23 protein-coding genes and 2 pseudogenes are annotated in these 20,527 nt (G+C 57.8%); 10 read left to right on the top strand and 15 right to left on the bottom strand.

The window, feature by feature from the left end:
- Positions 1–114: 114 nt before the first annotated feature.
- Complete coding sequence (gene ftrA / locus J3489_RS34700; RefSeq protein WP_207005340.1) at positions 115–1,077, top strand: transcriptional regulator FtrA; 963 nt, start codon at positions 115–117, stop codon at positions 1,075–1,077.
- Positions 1,078–1,447: 370 nt separating this feature from the next.
- Here ftrA and J3489_RS34695 read toward each other — a convergent pair whose 3' ends face one another.
- Positions 1,448–2,011 (bottom strand): helix-turn-helix domain-containing protein, encoded by a 564-nt coding sequence (locus tag J3489_RS34695; protein WP_255555357.1) that lies wholly within the window; start codon positions 2,009–2,011, stop codon positions 1,448–1,450.
- 141 nt (positions 2,012–2,152) lie between these two features.
- Between J3489_RS34695 and J3489_RS34690 the strand changes: the two genes are divergently transcribed.
- Together J3489_RS34690 and J3489_RS34685 are read left to right on the top strand one after the other, a co-directional pair.
- Positions 2,153–2,602, top strand: coding sequence for an Arm DNA-binding domain-containing protein (locus J3489_RS34690; RefSeq protein ID WP_207005338.1), 450 nt, complete (start codon positions 2,153–2,155; stop codon positions 2,600–2,602).
- A complete protein-coding gene (locus tag J3489_RS34685) occupies positions 2,550–3,083 on the top strand; it encodes a tyrosine-type recombinase/integrase (protein ID WP_309491474.1) in 534 nt (177 codons plus the stop codon). Before J3489_RS34690 ends, J3489_RS34685 begins: the two co-directional genes overlap by 53 nt.
- A gap of 755 nt (positions 3,084–3,838) precedes the next feature.
- On the opposite strand, the gene J3489_RS34680 is transcribed toward J3489_RS34685, so the two are convergent.
- The 4 genes from J3489_RS34680 to J3489_RS34665 all read right to left on the bottom strand — a co-directional run bounded on the left by J3489_RS34680 (position 3,839) and on the right by J3489_RS34665 (position 6,616).
- The gene (locus J3489_RS34680) at positions 3,839–4,753 is read right to left on the bottom strand and encodes a LysR family transcriptional regulator (protein WP_207005349.1); all 915 of its coding nucleotides are present in this window, start codon (positions 4,751–4,753) and stop codon (positions 3,839–3,841) included.
- Between the two features lie 255 nt (positions 4,754–5,008).
- Entirely contained in the window at positions 5,009–5,206 is a 198-nt protein-coding gene (locus J3489_RS34675; RefSeq protein ID WP_207005336.1) for a hypothetical protein, read from the bottom strand.
- The gene (locus tag J3489_RS34670) at positions 5,203–6,108 is read right to left on the bottom strand and encodes an NmrA family NAD(P)-binding protein (RefSeq protein WP_207005335.1); all 906 of its coding nucleotides are present in this window, start codon (positions 6,106–6,108) and stop codon (positions 5,203–5,205) included. The genes J3489_RS34675 and J3489_RS34670 overlap by 4 nt, the downstream gene beginning before the upstream one ends.
- 91 nt (positions 6,109–6,199) lie before the next feature.
- Positions 6,200–6,616 carry a Rid family hydrolase gene (locus J3489_RS34665; protein ID WP_207005334.1) on the bottom strand — a complete coding sequence of 139 codons (417 nt, stop codon included), beginning with the start codon at positions 6,614–6,616 and terminating at the stop codon, positions 6,200–6,202.
- Positions 6,617–6,745: 129 nt separating this feature from the next.
- Between J3489_RS34665 and J3489_RS34660 the strand changes: the two genes are divergently transcribed.
- The 3 genes and pseudogenes from J3489_RS34660 to J3489_RS34650 all read left to right on the top strand — a co-directional run.
- Positions 6,746–7,705, top strand: a complete 960-nt coding sequence (locus J3489_RS34660) for a LysR family transcriptional regulator (RefSeq protein WP_207005333.1) — start codon at positions 6,746–6,748, stop codon at positions 7,703–7,705.
- 1,095 nt (positions 7,706–8,800) lie between these two features.
- Positions 8,801–9,385 (top strand): hypothetical protein, encoded by a 585-nt coding sequence (locus tag J3489_RS34655; protein ID WP_207005332.1) that lies wholly within the window; start codon positions 8,801–8,803, stop codon positions 9,383–9,385.
- Positions 9,386–10,272: 887 nt separating this feature from the next.
- Positions 10,273–10,608 (top strand): annotated as a pseudogene (locus J3489_RS34650) (transposase); the annotation flags it as partial.
- Positions 10,609–10,838: 230 nt separating this feature from the next.
- Here the strand turns inward: J3489_RS34650 and J3489_RS34645 are convergent.
- On the bottom strand, positions 10,839–11,348 hold the full coding sequence (locus tag J3489_RS34645; RefSeq protein WP_207005331.1) for a hypothetical protein: 510 nt from the start codon (positions 11,346–11,348) through the stop codon (positions 10,839–10,841).
- Here J3489_RS34645 and J3489_RS34640 point away from each other — a divergent pair.
- The 3 genes from J3489_RS34640 to J3489_RS34630 all read left to right on the top strand — a co-directional run bounded on the left by J3489_RS34640 (position 11,347) and on the right by J3489_RS34630 (position 12,607).
- Positions 11,347–11,520 (top strand): hypothetical protein, encoded by a 174-nt coding sequence (locus J3489_RS34640; RefSeq protein WP_207005330.1) that lies wholly within the window; start codon positions 11,347–11,349, stop codon positions 11,518–11,520. The genes J3489_RS34645 and J3489_RS34640 overlap by 2 nt on opposite strands.
- Positions 11,521–11,810: 290 nt before the next feature.
- On the top strand, positions 11,811–12,086 hold the full coding sequence (locus tag J3489_RS34635; protein ID WP_207005329.1) for a type II toxin-antitoxin system TacA family antitoxin: 276 nt from the start codon (positions 11,811–11,813) through the stop codon (positions 12,084–12,086).
- Positions 12,086–12,607 (top strand): GNAT family N-acetyltransferase, encoded by a 522-nt coding sequence (locus tag J3489_RS34630; RefSeq protein WP_207005328.1) that lies wholly within the window; start codon positions 12,086–12,088, stop codon positions 12,605–12,607. Before J3489_RS34635 ends, J3489_RS34630 begins: the two co-directional genes overlap by 1 nt.
- 430 nt (positions 12,608–13,037) lie before the next feature.
- On the opposite strand, the gene J3489_RS34625 is transcribed toward J3489_RS34630, so the two are convergent.
- Both J3489_RS34625 and J3489_RS34620 read right to left on the bottom strand, forming a co-directional pair.
- A complete protein-coding gene (locus J3489_RS34625) occupies positions 13,038–14,126 on the bottom strand; it encodes a porin (protein WP_207005327.1) in 1,089 nt (362 codons plus the stop codon).
- A gap of 248 nt (positions 14,127–14,374) precedes the next feature.
- On the bottom strand, positions 14,375–16,039 hold the full coding sequence (locus J3489_RS34620; protein WP_309491473.1) for an MFS transporter: 1,665 nt from the start codon (positions 16,037–16,039) through the stop codon (positions 14,375–14,377).
- 17 nt (positions 16,040–16,056) lie between these two features.
- On the opposite strand from J3489_RS34620, the gene J3489_RS34615 reads away from it, so the two are divergent.
- The gene (locus J3489_RS34615) at positions 16,057–16,329 is read left to right on the top strand and encodes a hypothetical protein (RefSeq protein WP_207005326.1); all 273 of its coding nucleotides are present in this window, start codon (positions 16,057–16,059) and stop codon (positions 16,327–16,329) included.
- A gap of 56 nt (positions 16,330–16,385) precedes the next feature.
- Here the strand turns inward: J3489_RS34615 and J3489_RS38435 are convergent, their stop codons facing one another.
- The 7 genes and pseudogenes from J3489_RS38435 to J3489_RS34585 all read right to left on the bottom strand — a co-directional run.
- A complete protein-coding gene (locus J3489_RS38435) occupies positions 16,386–16,511 on the bottom strand; it encodes a hypothetical protein (RefSeq protein ID WP_255555337.1) in 126 nt (41 codons plus the stop codon).
- A gap of 82 nt (positions 16,512–16,593) precedes the next feature.
- Complete coding sequence (locus tag J3489_RS34610; RefSeq protein WP_207005325.1) at positions 16,594–17,457, bottom strand: fumarylacetoacetate hydrolase family protein; 864 nt, start codon at positions 17,455–17,457, stop codon at positions 16,594–16,596.
- A 37-nt stretch (positions 17,458–17,494) separates the two neighbouring features.
- Positions 17,495–17,953, bottom strand: a complete 459-nt coding sequence (locus J3489_RS34605) for a tautomerase family protein (RefSeq protein WP_207005324.1) — start codon at positions 17,951–17,953, stop codon at positions 17,495–17,497.
- A gap of 136 nt (positions 17,954–18,089) precedes the next feature.
- Positions 18,090–18,194: pseudogene (locus J3489_RS34600) on the bottom strand (IS5/IS1182 family transposase); the annotation flags it as partial.
- Between the two features lie 228 nt (positions 18,195–18,422).
- Positions 18,423–18,560 carry a hypothetical protein gene (locus tag J3489_RS34595; RefSeq protein ID WP_207005323.1) on the bottom strand — a complete coding sequence of 46 codons (138 nt, stop codon included), beginning with the start codon at positions 18,558–18,560 and terminating at the stop codon, positions 18,423–18,425.
- 221 nt (positions 18,561–18,781) lie between these two features.
- Complete coding sequence (locus J3489_RS34590) at positions 18,782–19,900, bottom strand: enolase C-terminal domain-like protein (protein WP_207005322.1); 1,119 nt, start codon at positions 19,898–19,900, stop codon at positions 18,782–18,784.
- Between the two features lie 273 nt (positions 19,901–20,173).
- A partial coding sequence (locus J3489_RS34585; protein ID WP_242540548.1) for a transposase occupies positions 20,174–20,527 on the bottom strand: 354 nt, incomplete at its 5' end.

Raw genomic sequence — 20,527 nt, 5'->3', positions numbered from 1 at the left:
TGACACGATTACGACGTATGTCGTGCAGCAATTTTGGGGTGTCGATAGACGCTGCGGTACACTGCTTCCAGACAACTTTCTCAACGATTTCGCCAATCAAGCGGGGACGAGCGCATGGCCCATGGAAGCCACGTTACAGCTGTGACTTACGAAGGCCTATGCACCTTTGAATTTGGTATAGCGGTTGAGGTTTTTGGCCTCGCGCGACCAGAGTTCGATTTTCCCTGGTACAAGTTCACGGTGTGTGCTGCGGAGCGACGTCCAATTGCAGCGGTCGGCGGCATCATGTTCTCTGCGCCTCACGGCCTCGAAGAGCTATCCGTTGCGGACACGATTGTCGTGCCAGGGTGGCGCGACATATTTGAGGAGCCGCCTGCCGAGCTTTGTGATGCGCTCGTTTCGGCCCAGACACGGGGAGCACGACTGGTATCAATTTGTGGAGGCGCGTTTGTACTTGCCGCAGCAGGGCTACTGGACGGGAAATCGGCCACAACTCACTGGCGGTTTGCCGATGAGCTCGCCAGGAGATATCCACGCATTTCGGTGCGGGCGGACAAACTCTACACTGATGACGGTCAGATCCTGACGGCCGCAGGAAGCGCGGCAGGCATCGATCTGTGCTTGCACCTGGTCAGAAAAGATTACGGTGTCGACGTTGCCTACATCGTCTCGCAACGGCTAATTGCGCAGCCGACTCGTGAAGGTGGGCAATCCCAATTCATACCCACTCCCAGTAAGAGCGTCGCGGATCCGCAGCTCACCAAGGTCATGGCTTGGCTCGCGTCGGATCTGCGCAAAAGAGTCTCCATAAGCGAACTTGCAGCGCGCGTCCATCTCTCCGAGCGGACGCTACATCGACGATTCGTTGATTACACAGGCAAGAGTCCGCTCGAGTGGCTAACGGTAGAGCGACTCCGCCGTGCACGTCTACTACTAGAACACAGCGACATGTCGATCGAAGAAATCGGTTGCGAGGCTGGATATGGCAATGTCGAGGCGTTCCGAAGACAGTTCAAGGCGCGCGTTGGTCTCGCACCTAGCAGCTACCGGACGGCGTTTCGATTCGCTGAAACGTAGCTCGTTGCGATACGTCAGCGGCCAAGTCTTAGCAGTGCATGCCCGTGGACTCGTCATTTTCGGCAACAGCAAATCTCAGCATGACCAAAGTGGAGGAATATGCCCCTTACTTCCGGACACCGCCCCATACTCGGGTCTTTACAGATAATGTCGAACGAGGGGCCGTTCATTGCGCATTCCAGCGCAGTCGGGGGGCTCATGTATAGAGCGTTGGCTGCCGAGCACTTGCACCTGGATTTCAAAATTCCCCCAACATCGTGGTGTGGCAATCAGGTGGCAACACGCGATACCGATTGTTTGCGCACGTGGCTGACCTTCACAAACGCTACAGCAGACTACGCTCACCCCGAACGGTCGCCAGCACAATACCTCAGGACTGAAGTCGCCGTCTCAGCTCTCCAACAATCCTCCAGTCCAACTCCCAACCATCGTCAAAGTCCTCGACAAGAACACGCCCGGTCCATTCCGGATAAACCAGTTCAATAAGACGAGCCCAAACGCTAACTCGCGATAGCAGCGGCTGGTCAACGCCGACCAGACTGACCAGGATATTTCTTACATGTGCGTCGCTGTAAGACACGCCGAACTCAGCCACCAGCATTCCTGCTACGCGGGCAAGCGTCCATCGAGCGGGTTTGGGTTCACCTCGGCGGCGTCGCCCAAGTCCACGCACGTAGCTGTCCACCAGCTTTCTCGCAAACGTCGCTTTCTGCTCGTCGGTTAAACCACCTGGGCGCCCCAATCTTCGTCTGCGCCAAGGCTCATCATCCAGATACTCATCCTTTAACCGAGCCCAACGAGAGACCGTCTGCCGGCTTACGGAGAATTCCCGCGCGATGTCGGCCTGAGACAGTCCTTCATCGAGCAAGGCCATCGCCTCCCGCCGCCGTTCGCTGAGCTGATCGAAATCCCGCCTCGTTCTTCCCGCGACCATAGCTCCACTTCCTTCTTTAATATTCTGTCACCTACTATATTCAAAATACGAAGAAAAACCAAAGTTATTTAGCTCACACGGTGTTCGAGCGAATCTGTATCGTTTCAACATCGAAAACCTCTATGTTGAACGACCAAGAAAATGCCTTTAACCATAATTGAAATCAATCAGGCGAAGACCGATGGCGCTACGCTGAAACTGCCGGACAAGGACGGCCTGTACCTTCGCGTGACGAAGAAGACAAAAGGATGGCGCTTTGACTTCCGCTTCGACAGCCGACGCTACACCATCAGCTATGGCCTGTATCCCACTGTTTCGCCCGCCAAGGCAAGGGAACTGCACCAGGAGGCCAGGCGGCAACTCGCTGAAGGTATCAACCCGGCATTCCGCAAGCGGCTCGAGAAGCTGGCCCGCGGTGCCTCTTTTGGCAACTCCGTCGAAGCCACCGCAAGGCACCGGTACGAGGGCAAGGAGGAGCAGCGCTCGCACGCGTGGCGCGAAGCTCACGGCTTGCATTCTCCTCATGTTGCTCACGTTCGTGCGCAAGAACGAGATTGTGCAAGCCCGCTGGGAGGAATTCGATCTGGATAACACCGTGTGGGTGATTCCGGCCGCGCGCATGAAGATGCGCGACCCGCACGTCGTGCCGCTCAGTCGACAGGCGCTAACGGCGCTGGAGCAATTGAAACCGCTTTCGTTCGGCTCGGATTACCTGTTTCCGAGCCTCAGCAGCATTCATAAGCCGATGGGCCTCTCGACGCCAAACGTTGTATTCGAGCGCATGGGCTACGGCGGTCGGTTCACGCCGCACGGAATCCGCGCGACGGCCAGCACCTGGCTGAACAATCGTGGCGTGCGCGCAAATGTGATCGAACGCCAGCTCGCGCACGTGGAACGCAACCGCGTGCGCGCGGCTTACAACCGCGCCGATTACATTGTCGCCATGATGCAGGTGTGGGCAGATTTCGTGTTACCGGATCAGACTGCGTCTATTGTCGTCTCGCCGCAGGCACCACTATGTGACGGTATTTCCGACGGTATACTGACCACCGTCCGCGCGACTGCCACATGAGACAAGCCTCACCAGCCAGACTCAACATAATTGCGCATGTGGAGCGGATGCTCGGGGCGTCTCGGGACGGCTATAAATCGTTGAAATGATTCGGTTTTTGGCGAAACGACTGTCTACCATCGTCTCACCAAATCCACCTAAAACTACGATTTAGTGACGGTATGTCTGACGGTATACGGTCGTTTTCTGCGGTTCGTATACCGTCACGCCTCCAGAAAACGCCCTCCCCGATACGCTCAAGCCGGCTGCCTGCTGCGCCACTAATGGCACCGAGCTATACGAAGAGTCCGTCCATCAGGCAGCAATCGGCCGATAGTGTTGAACTCCTATCGCCGCGGAGCAGGACCGGCTCGCGAAAAATCGGCCTCTCAGATCGCTCTACAAGCCGCTCGTGAGCATCGGTTAGGGGTAAGAGGACCCCCGAAAACCTCGTTGAACTCGTGGTCGGGGAGTTTTTCAACACTATCGGCCAGTAGCCGTCGTTCGCCATCGTCGTCACGCGGCCATTCGAACGACTGTTCCGCTCAAACAGCGGACCTTGATGCCCGGTATCACCGGGATAGAGTTTCGTGCTGTGCGTTGGCGTGATACAAGCTTACGTCGGCGAATCAGCATGCGAGCATCACCAGGCCGCGCACACGGACTATTGAATTGCCGCCACCTGCTTGCGGCGCGTCTCGCATGCGCTCGTCCCGCGAACGTCCGCCGACTGCTCCCGCGTGTCCGGCGTGCTTCGATCACGGTGATGCGTAGTGTCAGTTCTTGAACTGCATCAACGGTTCACGTGCGAACACCTCGGCAATCCAGTCCGCAAACACGCGGATCCGGCGCGGCAGGTGCCGGTTCGGCGAATAGAGAATCGATATCGGCCGCAGCATCGATGGATAGTCGACGAGGATTTCGCGCAGCGCGCCTGTCGCCAGATACGACCCGAGTATGTAGCGGGGGCCCTTTACGATGCCCAGTCCGTACAGCCCGCATGTCACGTAGGCATCCGCATCGTTGACGGCGATCATGCCTTTCATCTCGATCAGCTTGGTTTCGCCATCGATCACGAAGTCCCAGCCGTGCACCCGCCCTGTGTTACTCGACACGTAGTTAACGCCGAGGTGATGGCGCAGCTCGTCCGGCGCCTTCGGCTCGCCGTGCTTCGCGAGGTACGCAGGCGCGGCGCACGTGACGCGCGCCATATTGCCGATGCGTCTCGCGACGAGCCCCGAGTCCTCGAGCTCGCCCACGCGGATCACGCAGTCGACGCCTTCCTCGACGATATCGACCTGCCGGTCGGTCAGCCCCATCTCGATCCCGATGTCTGGATACATCGCGAAGAATTCCGGCAGCGCCGGAATGACAGTCGTCCGCGCGACCACTGCCGGCAGGTTCACTTTGAGCTTGCCCTTCGGGTTCAGCTTTGCACGCGAGAGCTCGGTCTCCATGTCGTCGACTTCGGCAAGCACGCGCAGGCATCGGTGGTAGTAAATTTCGCCGTCCTCGGAAATGCTGATGTTGCGCGTCGTTCGATTTAAGAGGCGTGCGCCGAGATGCGCTTCGAGCGCCTGAATGATCCGCGTGACCTTCGCCACCGACAGCTGCATCGACTGGGCCGCCCTGACGAAACTGCCAGCCTCGACCACGCGCACAAAGACTTTCATCGCAACCAAGCGGTCCATGATGTTTTCCCGTTGTCCGTTACAGCGGATGGACTTCGGGCACGCGGCGGTCAGCATGCGGTTGAGCACCGCCACGCCGATCGCTGCTTCGGTCTGCTGAGCATCGAGACGGCGAGCCCGTAGACGCGGGCCGATCAGTCGAGCGTATGAGCGGCCGCCCGATCCGCCCGGAGGACACCAGCGCCGCCAAGACGAGGTCTCGGTGCGCGGGCACATTGACCGTGATGGTGACGAGATCGACCCGGTCATCACGGATCATCGCGAAGGGATCGGAAGCCAGCGCTCGGCGCCGAAGGCGTCGGCTGCCTCCCGGGCGCTCTGCTCGTTGCGGGTGGCCACTGCCGCGAGCTTGACGCCGCGCAGGCCCTGGATCGCTGGAATGTGCGATATCTTCGCCCAGCTGGCTGCACTGTTCGCACCAACGATGCCGACACGAATGTCTTTTTGGGTCACGGCTGAGCCTCGTAACCCGCAGCCTCCAATAACTCATTGGCGTGTAGTTTTGCCCAATCCATCAGCGACAATGGCTCGCGACCTAGAAGTTTCTTTGTATCGTCTATTACGCTTCCAGCGTACGCCATTCTTCCGTCCTCGACCTGTTCGAAAAATTCGAATCCGCCCTTTGCATACGCGTTTTCGTATGCGGAACCAGGCTGTATGGCATGGTTTTGAAAACCGTCGGCTTTCACAACGGCGGCTGTGAACTTACGGCCGGTAGCCGCAGTTAGAGTTTCAGCCACCTGATCCGGAGCCAGCACGTCGGCTGAAAACCAATAGTCCTTTCCATTGTGTTTTTCCGGCCCTTCCATGAGAATCGCAGCTGCAGCTTCTGCTATGTCTTCCCCGGCAGAAAACCCGACAGCTTTGGATGTGTAGGCACTGTACATGGCGCCCTTGAGCGACCATTGTGCCAAAAAAGTCTGCATAATTATGTTGGGATGTAAATTCGTCCAGGCAACGCCACTGACGCGAATATATGCTTCAATCATCTGATGCCAGGCGAAAACCGTAGCGTAGGCGTCATGATCTCGCGTGAATGCGCCCAGGTGCACAATATGTTTTATACCGTTACGTTTTGCTGCATCGACAAGCGCTTTGCTTTGCACGAGCATGTCGACTGTATAACCAGTTAGTAGGAAAATCCCGGTGATGTTTTTCAATGCCTCATCGAAAGTTCTTGGATCGTCGAGATCGATAAAGCGCGATGAGCCAAATTGATCGGCGAGCTCTGCCAGCTTCACTTTCCTACGCGTCCCGACCGAAAAGTTTGCCTCACGCCTTCTTAAATTTCTTGAGACAAGTTTTCCGATTTGTCCTGTTGCACCCAACACGAGCAGGTTTCTTGAACTGTTCATTGGATCTCTCTTTGCGGTGAAATATCGATTTAGACTGGTATTGTTCCCGTTTTCGCGGCGAGCTTGCCTCAACCCGCCCGTGGCTCAGAGCTTAGGAGTCCAAAATCTTGCCGCGGGCCACGGCCACGGCTGATACTTCGAGGAGCGCCCCCGGCACCCCGAGCTGCGTCACCCCGATGCCCGTCCAGCCCGGGTGTGGCGGCCGGATCCGGGTCGCCTTTATCTCCGCGAATTCGCGCGACTGGCTGTCCAAGTCGCCGACGTGATAACTGGTCAGGCTCGCCACATCATCGAGCGTCGCCCTCGCCTCGTTGAGAATGGCTTCGAGCGTCGTAAAGACGTTCTCTGCCTGACTGCGAAAGTCGGGAGGAAGCCGTCCCTCGGCGTCGACTCCGGCGATGCCGGAGACGAGGATCTGGTCGCCGATCCGGACGGCCGGCGCAAACTGGAAAGCTTCGGAGACCGCCTTCAACGAGGGCGGCACAATGGCCGTGAACGGCCTTGGCATTGGGTCTCTCCTGTCTCTCATCTTCGCCATGGCTTGCTCCCGATTACGGATTGGAAGATCATATCGTTGAATTTCATACGACGGGGGTGATGTTTTTTCCCGATATCGGTTCCTACGAGGTGACAATCCGTGGCTGAATTGTTGAGCGGCGTCGATGTGTTCGTGGCGGCAGTCGAAGCCGGCGGCTTTGCCGCTGCGGGCGAGCGGCTGCATCTCACCCGCTCCGCGGTCGCCAAGGCGATCGCGCGGATCGAGGAGAGGCTCCATGTCCGCCTGCTCCACCGCACGACGCGCAGCCTGGCCCTCACAGAGGATGGGCAGGTCTACTATGAGCGCTGCGTTCGCGCGCTGGAGGAACTCCGCGCCGGCGAAGCGGCTTTGGAGTCCGGGCGGCGCGAAGCGGCCGGGCGCCTGCGCGTGTCAGCGACAGTACTGTTCGGCCGTCACTGCGTCGCGCCAGTGCTGACGAAACTTGTCGCACAACACCCCAAGCTAGAACTGGAGCTTTCCCTCAGCGACAGACCGGTGGACCTGATCGAGGACGGCTACGATCTCGCGATCCGGAGCGGCAACATCGGTGACAGTGCTGGCCTGATGACGCGCACCATAGGAATCCAGCGCATGACAGTCTGCGGCGCGCCCAGTTATCTCGCCCAGCATGGCCGGCCCGAGCGGTTGGACGACCTTCCGCGCCACACCGGCATCGTTTACGGACGCGCCGGGCACATCCGGACCTGGGAGTTTTCAGCCGGCGAGCGGAGCACGCTCGTCGAGGCGACGCCTCCCAGCCGCCTGTGCTTCGACGACGTGGAGGCCATTGCCGATGCCGCGGAGGCCGGCCACGGCCTTGCTTGGCTGCAAGACTGGTTGATCCGCGACCGGATCCGCTCCGGCAAACTCATTCCACTGCTCGAGAACGTGCCGAGCGTCGAATTCGTCACACATGCGCTCTGGCCGAAGACGCCGCATCTGCCCCTGCGCGTGCGGTTCGCCATCGATGCGCTCGCCGCAGCGCTCCCCGGCGCCACTGAGCTTGAGCCCGAATTCTTACCCGAAACTAACCAGGGCCAAGGCCTGGTCGGGATTTGACTGTCGAGGTAATTCCGGCTGCACCGTTGGCCAACTGGCGCGCCGTGATGTCGCCCGCGGTCAACATCCTGTTGAGCCGAGCCCGAATTTCTGCCGCCATCGCCTGCTACTGCTGGTCTACAGCAAGCTTTATGGGTTCAGAACCTGATGTTCGTCTGGCACGTTTTTGCCAATCTACATACATAGTCGAGTAGCCTCCACCCATAGCTTATTGCGGCCGCATCTGGGAGGATTTTAGAATCCGTGAGTGGTCTATCACAATTCCGACATTTGCGACCTTTATCCAAGAGAGGCTTCGTGAGGGGTATCACCCGGAAGCTGCCACCGAGGCCGCGCTCTGCGGTGCCATATGCGACCAGGGCTTGCTCCGGGACACGGTGATCGTCTTCGATGGTGCGGGCCAGTTCAGCGTTGGCGATCACGCGCTGTGCCGAGTAGGTGGGGGCGGTAACGCCCCGACCCCTCACAGACCCGGACGAGCGGTTTTCCGGCATCAAATGTGTTCGAGCACATTTGGTGCGGGAATCCTCTTGTTCCCGTTGCGTTCGGACGCGACTGCCACTTACGAAGGCACAACTCTCCCTTCAGACTTCACGAATGCGCTTATCTCGGCACTTGCCGGGGCCGGCATCAAAGCAACAATGGTCACAATCAGTAAAGACAACCAAAATACAACTTCCGCGCATTTTCAACCTAACGAGCTGTATCTCCTTGTGGGAGCGAAACCATAAGGAAGTGCGGTCCAACTGGAGGAATACCGCCCCGGCGATATGGCCGAACTCCACCGTATTGCAGCCTTTCTCCCGCGGAGCTCGTCAACGGCTGAAGTGGGTCGCCTTCTGCCTTTGGTGTCCGGCAGTGACCGGCCACAAGCGGACGGTCGACGTCAACGCTCAGATCGGCGACAATCGCCGTCATGCACACTAAAGAAAACGGGCGTGTGGCGACTGTAAATTAACCAAAGAACCAAACGACATGCGTTGATTTTCGGTCTGAAAATACGCGCCTGTGAATGGTCTGTTAATCGCGAAACCATGAAGTTAGTTCCACCTACCAAAGCTGCATATCATACGGACGATAGCCAAGGGAAACATCGTGGCGATACTTAAATCTCACTCATATGTCCACTGGAACTACTTCCTCGCACTTGAGGAGGATCTAGATCGCCTCTCTCGATATGTGGACCTTGCAGGGGGCAATGACGCAACCTATTCGATTGAGATCGCGCGCCTGTTTCTCGGCGCGAGTTCAGAGGTCGATGTGGTGCTCAAGCAGCTCTGCCGGAAGCATAATCCAGAATCAGCCGCAGCAAGTATTAACGCCTACTTTGGGGCGGTCTCCGAGGCGTGTCCAAATTTCATTGGATTTGAAGTTCAAATTCCCCGATATGGCCTGACTCTTCACCCATGGAGCCATTGGGCGGAAGGGGTGCCGCCCATTTGGTGGCAAGACCATAACAGGGTCAAGCACCACCGCGACGAACACTTTTTAAAGGCAAACCTAAAGAACTGCGTCAACTCAGTTGCCGCGCTCTTTGTTGCAGTGTTACACCTCTACGAAGAGTCGGGGCGCAACGGCGAGCTTCTTCAACTGCCACGGCTACTCAACGTCGGAGACCAGCATTTTAGAGGAACCCAGATGGGGCGCTATGGAAACAGCTTTAGGTACGAAGTACGGTGACGGCCAATAGGCCAATCGACACGGATGGCCGGCAGCAATGGGTCGCGTAGAGTCGACCACCTTCGCAGGCTCGATATGCGATTTGCATGAGGCGCTGATCGGGCCAGAAGGGGACATTCGACACCGTCACTCAGATCGTCGACAATCCCAGTAATCGCTTGCATCAAGCGATCGATCGCTAGCCCCGCAGAGATTGGCAGCAATAGATTTCATCTACAACCTAATTCCGGCCTCTCGATATGGAAACGGTGAGAAGCGAAGCGGATCTACCTGACCCCGAGGATGCGCAGGCTATTTTTGCCTTCGCGATGTCATTCAATGGATATGAGCACTACGGCTCATTCGAGAAATCTTCGGCTATCGCAAAACAGAAGCCGCGACAAACGTTGGACGAGTTACGAAACGAGTTATTTTTCGTTGCACGTGCATCTCGACATGTCGGTGACAATAGATACGTAGCGGTCTATCGAGAGCTGCTCCCGTTGTTTCGGGCGCACCTTTCACATTGACGGCCCAGAATGCAGGACGATGCGTTGCGTCAGCGTCGTCGGATATCCACCTTAATCGGCAGGCCTCGTTCGTCCTGCCGAGTTGGTTGTGTCCGACCTCAATATCGCTGAGATATTCGGCGCGTTGGCAGCAGATCAGTCAGGAGACTTTATGAAAACCCCCACTGGGCCGCGCTATTCGTGCCCGGTTTAGTTCCGACTACGTCAATAGAAAAAATGAGTGATGAAAATATCGTGCCGCTCGCGGCCCTTCACCGGCATTGGATCGTAGCTGACGCCGTGCGCGTTGTTCTAAAGCAAAAAACAACTACACCCGAGCAGGAAGCGCAAGCGATTAAAAAGTTCGGCACCGAGTACGTAGCCTTCGGTGAGCACGCCGCATGTCGGGCTATCACTGAGGTCCCCGGCATCGGCAAGCTCACTGCAACTGCGCTGGTCGCCACGATTGGGGATGCGATGGCATTCAGGTCCGGCCGTGAGTTTGCGTCGTTCCTGGGGCTGGTACCCCGGCAAAGCGGCACCGGTGGAAAGGTCTGGCTGGGGCGGATATCGAAGCGGGGTGATCCATATCTGCGCACGCTGCTGATCCATGGTGCGCGCTCAGTAACGTGTCATACCAAGGTGCCGGGCGAATGGCAGAAGGCAATCCAGGAGCGACGACCAGGCAATGTCGTGGCGGTGGCCCTGGCTAACAAGATGGCGCGCACGGCGTGAGCCATTCTGGCGCACAACGGCACGTACGAGAAGGAAAAGCGGCGGCGGGGACTGCAGTGAGCGGCATGGTGCGGTTCCCGGCTCGGGGGTCGTGTTTCCATACTCATCAAAAGCTCCTTGAATGCGGGTAAATGGCAACAACCAGCGCCCCGTAAACGCTAAAGAGCCAGTGTTTTCGGCACTGGCCCCTGACGCTGGCGCAACGGGTAACTTTGGCTCCGGTGGCGGGGTTACTTGCCCGCGCCGCCCTTGCCGTTCATCGCATGGATACCGATCGCCCAATGACCGGCGATGTTCTTGAAGTTGGTGCGGACGCGATCGGCAGGTTTGCACCACGACGCAGGGTCCAAGGCGTACTCGATCGTGGAACCCGAGGCGTGGCTCGCCTTCGCCCGGTGAAACAGGATGTGCCGGCCGACCTCCATATCGTCGTTGTAGTCGACCAAGATCAGTGCGACGTCGGCGATATCCGATACGCGGGAAATCTCCTTGTACACGGTCGCCACCAGCCGCAGTTGAGCCTTGAGCGCTGCGATATGTGTCTCCCCGAGGTAGTACGGTCCCCGGGCAGGATGCGTTGTCTTGGCGATGGCAATCTCCCTCACCTCCTCGATCTTCTTGCCCGAGAGCATCGCGGCACACGCGAAGACGTCATCGAAGTCATTGGTCTGCGCGACAAACGGAAAGGCAGGTGTGAAAGTCGTCGGGGTGCTCTCGACTCCGGTGGGAAGGACAGGCATGGATCAGCTCCTGAAAATGCAAAAAGGAAGCGCGCAGCAACGCCTGCCTGGCGGCATCGGACATTTTGGGTGGATCAGGGAGAGAAATTCCAAGCGAAATCCGGCAAACTTCCGGCGGATTTGCTCAGGCATGCGCTGCGGCGCGAGCGGCGAGCCGAAAACCGGTATTTGAGCGGTTTTTCAGCCGTATCGCCATTTTATCAGGGTCAAATCGCGCCCTCAACGGCCAAATAACTTTGGTCAGGCGCGCGAAAGGAGGTGAAATTCGCCGCCCAGATGTAAGGAATCTGGAGGTTTGGTCTCCGGGTCCTTCCGGAAAGGCAGCATTGGCCCCTTTCGGCAGCACGAGGCTCGAATCCTGCCGGCCTAGCAATGGGTCACGGTCCGATCTGCGAGCCAATTATCAAGCAATACGTACGTCTCTTGTGCTAACATGACGTACATATTTGCAGGAGATTCCTTATGAGCACGACTACCCGTTCCGCCCGTCTGGGTTTGCGGGCCACACCACAGCAGGAAGCGGTGCTGCGCCGTGCAGCCGAGATCGCGCACAAATCGATGACCGATTTCATTCTCGACAGCGCCTGCCAGGTTGCCGAGCGGACCTTGCTTGACCAGCGCCTGTTTCTGGTGACCGAAAGCCAATCACGGGCGCTGCTTGACATGCTCGATCGGCCAGCTCAAGACAATGCGGGCTTGAAGGAGTTGTTCTCCCGAGCAACGCCTTGGGAGAGCTGATGCCGCTGTCTTCACCGCAAGCACTGGATGCCAGCCATGTACTGGAAGGATTCGATTGTGGCAAGGCCAGTCTGAACGACTGGCTCCTGCGCCACGCACGCCAGGCGCAAGCTAGCGGTTCGGCTAGGACCTACGTCATTGCCGAGGATCAGCGCCTGGTGGGGTACTACAGCCTGACCGTAGGGCAGATCGATACCTTGGAGGCACCTGACCGAGTACGCAAAGGGATGGGAGCATATCCGATCCCTGTTGTCGTTCTGGCTCGGTTGGCGGTAGATACCCAGGTTCACGGGCATGGCGTCGGCGTTGGCATGCTGCAAGATGCGATCCGCCGTACCGCGGCCATCGCCGAACAGGCTGGTGTTCGTGCACTGCTGACACATCCACTCGATGAGGATGCGGCGCGCTTCTATCTGCGTTTTGGGTTTGAAGCTTCGCCGGTGCAAGAACAGCAACTGCTTCTGCTGCTCAAGGACGCACGTCGATTACTCATGCCTGGTGTATCGGGCAAACGGAAGTAAAGGTCGGCCGAATTCGGACCCTTGCTCATCGATCAAAAGGAGATTGAAGATGTCTTCGACGACTAAATCTCTGACCGGCGAGGAGCTGGGCGCCAAGCTGATTTGCCTCATCACCTCGTGCCGCTCCCGCCGGACAATCCGACGGGTAGCAAACTACTTGAGGCAACAGGTCAGCGCGAGTTGCAATTCTGATGAGTCAATGCGCCGGACGTCCTGCTTGACGCTGTCCAATTGCGCAACCCTCTGTCACATGAATGCCAAAGGGCCTTTCGTCCTTATCAGGTCAACGCTGGAGGTACAGCTCGCAGTTCTGGTTCGGACATGGGGTCCCCGTCTCTGTTTGTGCTGGCGACATCTGAAGATTACTGATTCGATCTGTGCGGCTTGTCACCAACTATTGATGACAAGCGCCCCTGGCAGAGCGGCCCGTTTAAAAGACGTGGCGAATGCCGATCATGACGACGTTCTGCGTCGCTGAAGTGGAAGGTGCGTTGAGATAGAAGGCGGCCACAGCGCGTGCTCCGGTGCTGCGCTGAAGCTCCTCGATAAGCCGTATGTCGGTCCGTTTCGAAAGGTGATAGCCGAGCGCGATCGATGCCGTGTTCCAGTGGTCGGTTTCCGCAATGCCACTATAGCTTCCCCGCGAATAGATATAGGCGAGAACAAGGTCCACCGCCCTCGTCACCTGCCAGAGGGCTGTGGTGTCGTAATTGGTCAGTGTGAATCCCGTATGATCGAGATATGAAAAGCGCACCTGATCGACAAGCGCCAACCACCGCAACGAGGATGTCAGGTCGACGTAGCCCCCGATACCGTAGGTCCGCTGTTGGCGGACGCCCACGTTCGGATTGAGCGGACTGCTCCGAAAGAGAAGGTATGATGCGCCGCTGTAGTCGTTTGACACCGCGCCGTCAGCGTTCGCGAGGCCCGGGTGATCGAGCTGGACATAGGCGCCCGAGATGCGCCAGCGCGAACCCTCGTAGCCCGCACCGAAACTGAAAGCGCGGTTGAACGCGAACTCCCCGGCTGCGTTGCTCGCTGCGTACATGGCTTCGCCGCTGAAGCCTCCAATATTGGGCGAGCGGTATTTCAACGAGTTGTTGTACCGCCACGTGCCGATGATGTTGTCGGCATCGCCTGGGTGAACGAGCAAGCCCGTGTTACCGATCGCCGTTGCTACCGAAGTGAAGGACCACATCGCATCGTACTGCCTTCCGGCGCTCAGCGTTCCCCAATGCGAATTGCTGACGCCGATCCACGCCTGCCTGCCGAATAGCCTGCCGCCCTGACCCAACTGGCCGTTTGTGTTATTGAATCCATTTTCCAGAACGGCAACTACTGCGTTGCCGCCGCCGAGGTCTTCGTTGATGCGGAAGCCGAGTCTATTCGGCTGCAATGCACCACCGAGCATGGCTATCGTATGACTGCCGCCAGCGTTATTGACGGCTTCGACGCCAATCGACTCGATTCCGTAGAGCGTGACGCTGCTCTGCGCGATACTCGCGACCGGTATCGCCATAAGCAGTAATCCTAAATGCCTAATCTTCACGTAGTTGTCTCCGACTTTTAAGTTTTAAACGGCTATCGAGATGTCGATGGCCGCTGGGTGTTTGATTCGAGCCAGGCGACGAGGTCAATCGATCGTTGCCTGAGTTCCTGCGTTAGCCAGCAACGCATCGTTCGTACACTCCTCTGCTCTGTCTCTTTGTCAGTCGTCTTTATTCGCGCTACAAATTGCTCGCTGGCTTCAGAGAGACACTCGCTTTACTATTCACTGATGTCTCGGCCTTTGGTTTCTCGGAATAATGCGAGGGTGAACACAAGCGACGCCGCGGCTATTGCCATCGGATAATAGAGCCCGGAAAACATATTTCCGGTCGATGTGACGATCGCAAATGCGACGGATGGAAGCAGGCCGCCAAAAATCGCGACCCCGGTATGGAAGGGCAACGACAATGCCGTATAGCGTATTTTCGCCGGAAAGAGTTCGACGAGGGTGGCGGCCAGAGGTCCGTACCCCATCGACGTAATGACGATAAGGACAGTCAATATTGCGATTGCAACCGGGTAATCGATTTTCGAAACGTCCGCGTCGCGCGGATACGCCGATGCGGCAAGCGCGCTGTCCACATGTTTGGTCAGATCGTATCGGCGCGCCTTCTCTTCCACTTTGTCGAGACCTCTGCCGTCGTAGCTGGAGATCTCTACCGAACCGATCCGAATGTAAGCACCAGCGCCAGCGGGCGCGGCTTCGTTGCGGTACGGAATCGACGCCTGTGCGAGCACGGACTTCGCAATGTCGCAAGGAGACTCGAATTGCCTTGTCCCGATCGGATTGAATTGCGCGTCGCAACTCGATGGATCCGCGACTACTGTCACTGGCGCCTCGGCGACGGCCTTGGCTAGAGCCGGATTGACGGCCTTGGTCAAGCCGTTGAAGAGCGGTACGTAAAGGGCGATTGCGCAGAGATAACTGCAGACGATGACGGTCTTGCGTCCGATGTGATCCGAGAGTTTTCCAAAGATGATGGTGGTCGGTATGCCTATTATGATTGCCACGCCAAACAAAGCTCCAGCCGTGCCCGCATCGAGCTTAAGGCTTTGCGTGAGGAAGAACATAGTGTAGGACAAGCCGGTAAACTGAATGACGGCAATCCCCGCGATGATCGTGACCATCGAGACCGCCATCACTCGCACGTTTCGCCAGTTCGAAAAGGTATCTCTCAGCGGGGCCTTAGTCGTCTTTCCCAAAGAACGCATCTTGATGAATAGCGGCGATTCTTGAAGAGACAAGCGAACCCACAACGAGATTCCAAGCAGCACGATCGAGAATAGGAATGGAAGCCTCCAGCCCCAGCTATTGAAAGCCTGCGGACCCAGCACGACGCGCAGTCCGCCTATAACCAGCAGCGAAAGCAAAATTCCCAAACCAGCCGTAGTCTGAACCCACGACGTGTAAAGCCCGCGCTTAGTCGAAGGTGCGTGTTCCGCGACGTAAATCGCTGCGCCGCCATATTCACCTCCGATGGCCAGCCCTTGAAGCACTCGCAGGATCACCAGCACGATAGGCGCAATCGTGCCCCACGTGGCGTACGTGGGCAGAGCACCAACGGCAAAGGTCGTGAGGCCCATCAGAGCCATTGTCGCTAGAAACGTTCGCTTGCGTCCCACTAAATCGCCGAAGCGCCCGAAAATAACGCCACCGATAGGCCTTGCAAGAAATCCAGATGCGAAGGTAAGCAACGTTAACTTGAAGGCCAGCGTTCCGTTTACGCCTGAAAAGAATTGCTTGCTAATAACTGGCGCCATCGAACTGTACAAAAAGAAATCGTAATATTCGAATAGACCTCCAAGCGAAGCTGCGAGAATAATCCTAACGCTTTTTTGACCGGTATACGAATTGCTATGCGCAACCTCGATGGCATCCGACACGATGTATCCTCCTGCGATTGTTTAGCTACGTAGATAATCCCCGCCGCGGTCAGCCGTTGAGCCGTCGACAGGGCAAGCCCATCGTTCCAGGCGGATTGCTCGCCAGGCGCGGGCAGGATCTTGCCGAACTCCACCATTTGCCTAGCTTCGATATCTTGAAGAAATATCCATATATCCGGAACGTCCTCACCGAGGATTCGCTGGATCCTTTGGATAACCTTTTCGATCAGGGTTTGCTTAACGTCAGATGCGCGGCCAGCACCTATCAAACCTTAGATGAAGATTTCTGACGCCCCATAGGGCCGTCCGTCGATAAAATGAGGGGACGCTTCGATGTCGCGGTAGATCACTTTTCGAAGAAAACCGGTGCGCCGGTTCTTTCCCGCTGCGATTGCGTAATAGCTTCCGCGATTTCGTGCGTCTGCTGCTGATCGAGTGTCACGTTCAACGTCGAAACGATAAACGTCGGCATTATCTTTTCTCCTTTGTGCGGACCTCACGAACGACGGAGGTCGTCGCATAGCGCATGCGGTGTATGCCGCATGCGCTAGCCATCACGCCGCTTCCGCCGTCACGGGATTGCGCAGAATCCCGAGACCTTCGATCTCGACTTCGCAGACATCACCCTGCTTCATGTAAAGCGGCGGCTTACGCGCCATGCCAACGCCGGGCGGCGTGCCCATGACGAGGATGTCACCAGCCCGCAGGGTCATCGCCTTGCTGAGTAACGTCACCGTATCGATGACGCTGAAGACCATGTCGGCGGTCGATGCGTTCTGCACGACGCGGCCGTTCAGGCGCGTCTGAATCGCCAGCCCGGCGCCGCCTGCCGGGACTTCGTCGGCCGTGACGAAATAGGGCCCAAATGCACCCGAATTGTCGAAGTTCTTGCCGACCGTCCATTGCGGTGTCTGCTTTTGCCAGTCGCGCACGGAACCATCGTTGAATATCGAATAGCCAGCGACGTAATCGAGCGCCGCCTCGCGAGAGATGTGCTTGCCGGTCTTACCAATCACCGCGACCAACTCGCCTTCATAGTCGTACTGATCGGATACACGCGGCACCACGAGTGGAGCCCCATGGCCGATCAGCGTGTCGGCGAAACGCGCGAAGATCGTTGGAAATGAAGGCGGCTCATAACCCGTCTCAGCGGCGTGATCTACGTAGTTGATGCCAAGGCAGATGATTTTGCTGCCTGCACCCGTGAACGGCGGCAAATATGCCACGGCGTTCAGATCGATCTCGCGCCCCGCTCGCAGCACGGACGCGGCCGACTTGAGCCCGCCACCGCCCGCGGCTACGAGCTTGTCGAGGTCACCTGGATAACCGTCGTCACCGTCGAGAAAACCGTAGAAGCGGTCGCCGTCCGCGACTGCGAGACCAAGCTTGCCTGTTTGGGAAAACCGCAGAAAACGCATGAAATACTCCGTTTGATCAGATTGACGACCGCGATGGTCACGCGCTTGCCGATGCACCGGCGGAGATATGCGCGCGCTGCGCTTCGCCACGGCCGAACGACGCGTTTTCGCCAGCGATCTCGTAGATGTTGATGAACAGATCATCGTGTGAAATGCCTGCCTCCTCGACGAGTCGTCGGTTCAACGCTTTGTGAAGCGCAAGACGTGTCTCTCGAGGGCGCCCAGCGAGGATCGTCACTTGAAGCGTGATCAGTTCGTCGGTGTAACTCATGCCGACGAACGATTGCGTGTGTCGGTAGCGATTCTTCGGAAGCTCATGGATCACTTGGAAGAAATCATCCGCCGGGATTTTGAGCACCTCCATCAGCGCGCCCTGAATGGCGCCTGAGATTTTGTCGATCCGAGATTCTTCGAATACACCCTTCTGCAGATGAACGTTGATCAATGGCATGGCCGTTACCTCATGATGGTGAACGTTAGGAAGGTCGACCGCCAAAAAAATACATGACGGCCGACCGTTATTGTACACATCCAATCGGTTGTTGCAAGCAACTCTTGGCCGCTAGGGTAAGCACTGTGAGACGGTTTCATAAAGACTGTCTGGATCGCTGAAGAGCGTTCCAGCAGATCAATCAACAACCGACTCTGAGGAATGCTTCGTGAATGTCCGCGCGGCGCTCGGAACCAATACGTAGACGGTGAAAATGATGCAGCCAAGCGTTCAATGCGCGCTCGATGGCCTCGTCAAGATTCCTCAGCAGATGTCATCGGCCGGCGACTTGTATTGCTTGGGGCGCGCCACGCGTAATGCCTTCGGCGTAAGCGCCAGCGTGATCGCGCGATGCGGACCGGATTGCGCAGTGTTGGTTTAACCAGCTCGCCACTGAAGTTGCGTCACGGTCGGGCAAGAGATCCAATGGCCGCCGTTGCCCCCAGGTGAGGGAATCTAAAATTCCCCACTCTGTTCAAGCCTCGGCTTCCTCGCTGCCAACGAGCTTCGTGAAGAATCCGTGCGTGACGACCGTCGCCCTGATGCCGGACCACACAGGAAACGACGACAGATACGCTTCCGGAAAAGCGATCGGCTCCGCGCCCTTTTCCACGGCTTCCTTTATCCAGACACAAGCCATATCGGAGCAGGATTGCGCGTCGAAATAGACGGGGGCGAAGTTAAAGGCTTCAGCCTTTAACTTCGAGTATTGCTTTTTTGCTTCAGGGGGCTATTGTGGATTTCAAACAAGAAACACTGCCGGCCGTAACCCTGGGTGAGCAGCGATACGGCCGCGGCCGCAGGCACAACGTGCGTGTCCGCAGCCGAGCGAGATCAGTGCGGCGTATAGCGCTCGACGGCCGCCTCGTCCCACGTCACGCCGCCGCCGGGTTCGTCGGAGGGCGTCACACAACCGTCAACTACAATCGCCGGACTCGCCAGCACAGCGTCGGCCAGCCCGAAATACTCCATGTAGTGCATGGCGGGAGTTAGCGCGAGCAAATGTGCGCTCATCTCCTGATAGAAGTGATTGGAAACCGGCATGCCGTTCGCCTCACAGATGGACACGGCATCTAGCCAACCAGTGACGCCACCGACTTTCATCAGATCCGGCATCGCGAGATCGCACGCGCGGCTTGCGATCATTCTCTGGACGCCGCGAGGGCCCCAGCTGTTTTCGCCAAGTTGCAGCGGAGTCTTCAGCGCCGCTGCGATTTGCGCATGACCGTCGAGGTCGTCGCAAAGAGTCGGCTCCTCGATCCACGCGAGGCCCTCGTCGTCGAGCGCATGGCCCCTGCGGACCGCCTCCGGCACACTGAGCACCTGGTTGTAGTCGACCATCAGGTCGATCTCCGTCCCGATCGCCGCGCGTACGCTTCGTACGACGTCAAGATCCTCCTTCAGCGTCGGATAGCCAATCTTGATCTTGATCGCGCGAAAACCTTCATCGACGCTTTTCAATGCCGCATCGACAGCACGTTCGCGTCCGTCCATGCCAAAGCTCGCATAGCTCTTGACAGGCCTCGGTTCGCCTCCGAGCAGACGGACGAGCGACCGCCCCACAACGCGGGCGTGCGCATCCCAGAGCGCCATGTCTAGCGCGGCGAGCGCCATGTCGAGCAAGCCTGGGGTTCCGGGCAAGACGAAGCGGCTGCGAAGCTCGCGCATCACCGTTTTCGGCGCGAGGCTCTGCCCAGGCAGCAAATTCGACAAATCCTTCAGCAACTGCACAAGCGCGGGTAGAAGGACCGGGGTATACGCGGACACATACGCGTGGCCCACGACGCCGTGCGCAGTCGCGATGTCCACCAGCGCAAGTGACGCTACAGTCGCGACCCCGCTGGCCGTGCGAAGGGGTGGATCGAGCGGAACCATGACTGGTCGAACGCTCACGTTCTCTATAACGGAGATCGCAGTGTGCAAGTTGGCAGGATCTTGATTCGGGATTTTCATGATCGAAGTCTTATATGGACGGCTCCCGGTTTGCCAGGTGACATTTGATGTGTGGCGGACAGGATGAAACGGCAGACTTATATCCGGCGTGTGGTGCGGACGAGGTAATCCGCTGGCCCTGATGGAATCTGCCGGGAAGTCCTCATCTCCTCCAAGTCCTCGAAGGACAAGACGGCGTCCAGGTTTGCTTCCCCGAGTCCGACCTGCTTTGCCATCACATGTGTATCAACCTACGCAACCTATCGGTGACCAGCTCCATAGTTAGTTGATGTCCTACGCAGCACGCGCCACGTAGTCGGGTTGGTACGTACGAGCGGGGGCAAGCAGCACCCAGATCATGCGTGCCATCTTGTTGGCCAACGCGACGACCACGACATTGAATGGTCGTCGCGCGAGCAAACGTTGCAGCGACTTGCTCAGGTGCTTCGAATGTGTGGGCACCGAGCGCGCGCCGTGATTCAGCAAGGTACGCAAGTACACATCGCCTCTTTTACTGATGCCGAGCAGCTTCACTCGGCCTGCGGTGCCGCTTTGTCGCGGCACCAGCCCCAGGTCATGCGCTCGCCGGCACGTTGGCGGAGATATGCGCTCGCTGCGCTTCGCCTTGTCCGAAGGACGCGTTCTCGC

The sequence above is a fragment of the Trinickia mobilis genome (assembly GCF_017315705.1).
Classification (GTDB): domain Bacteria; phylum Pseudomonadota; class Gammaproteobacteria; order Burkholderiales; family Burkholderiaceae; genus Trinickia_A; species Trinickia_A mobilis.
Note: the sequence above shows the minus strand (reverse complement) of the source record. Positions and strands in the feature narration are given on the sequence as shown.

Coding starts and splice junctions, on each gene's coding strand:
- J3489_RS34640 (WP_207005330.1), top strand. CDS start 11,347: ATGGATCAGCTCCTGAAAATGCAAAAAGGAAGCGCGCAGCAACGCCTG.
- J3489_RS34670 (WP_207005335.1), bottom strand. CDS start 6,108: ATGAACAGTTCAAGAAACCTGCTCGTGTTGGGTGCAACAGGACAAATC.
- J3489_RS34665 (WP_207005334.1), bottom strand. CDS start 6,616: ATGCCAAGGCCGTTCACGGCCATTGTGCCGCCCTCGTTGAAGGCGGTC.
- ftrA (WP_207005340.1), top strand. CDS start 115: ATGGCCCATGGAAGCCACGTTACAGCTGTGACTTACGAAGGCCTATGC.
- J3489_RS34635 (WP_207005329.1), top strand. CDS start 11,811: ATGAGCACGACTACCCGTTCCGCCCGTCTGGGTTTGCGGGCCACACCA.
- J3489_RS38435 (WP_255555337.1), bottom strand. CDS start 16,511: ATGCCGACGTTTATCGTTTCGACGTTGAACGTGACACTCGATCAGCAG.
- J3489_RS34610 (WP_207005325.1), bottom strand. CDS start 17,457: ATGCGTTTTCTGCGGTTTTCCCAAACAGGCAAGCTTGGTCTCGCAGTC.
- J3489_RS34690 (WP_207005338.1), top strand. CDS start 2,153: ATGCCTTTAACCATAATTGAAATCAATCAGGCGAAGACCGATGGCGCT.
- J3489_RS34695 (WP_255555357.1), bottom strand. CDS start 2,011: ATGGTCGCGGGAAGAACGAGGCGGGATTTCGATCAGCTCAGCGAACGG.
- J3489_RS34645 (WP_207005331.1), bottom strand. CDS start 11,348: ATGCCTGTCCTTCCCACCGGAGTCGAGAGCACCCCGACGACTTTCACA.
- J3489_RS34625 (WP_207005327.1), bottom strand. CDS start 14,126: ATGGCGATACCGGTCGCGAGTATCGCGCAGAGCAGCGTCACGCTCTAC.
- J3489_RS34680 (WP_207005349.1), bottom strand. CDS start 4,753: ATGGACCGCTTGGTTGCGATGAAAGTCTTTGTGCGCGTGGTCGAGGCT.
- J3489_RS34590 (WP_207005322.1), bottom strand. CDS start 19,900: ATGAAAATCCCGAATCAAGATCCTGCCAACTTGCACACTGCGATCTCC.
- J3489_RS34630 (WP_207005328.1), top strand. CDS start 12,086: ATGCCGCTGTCTTCACCGCAAGCACTGGATGCCAGCCATGTACTGGAA.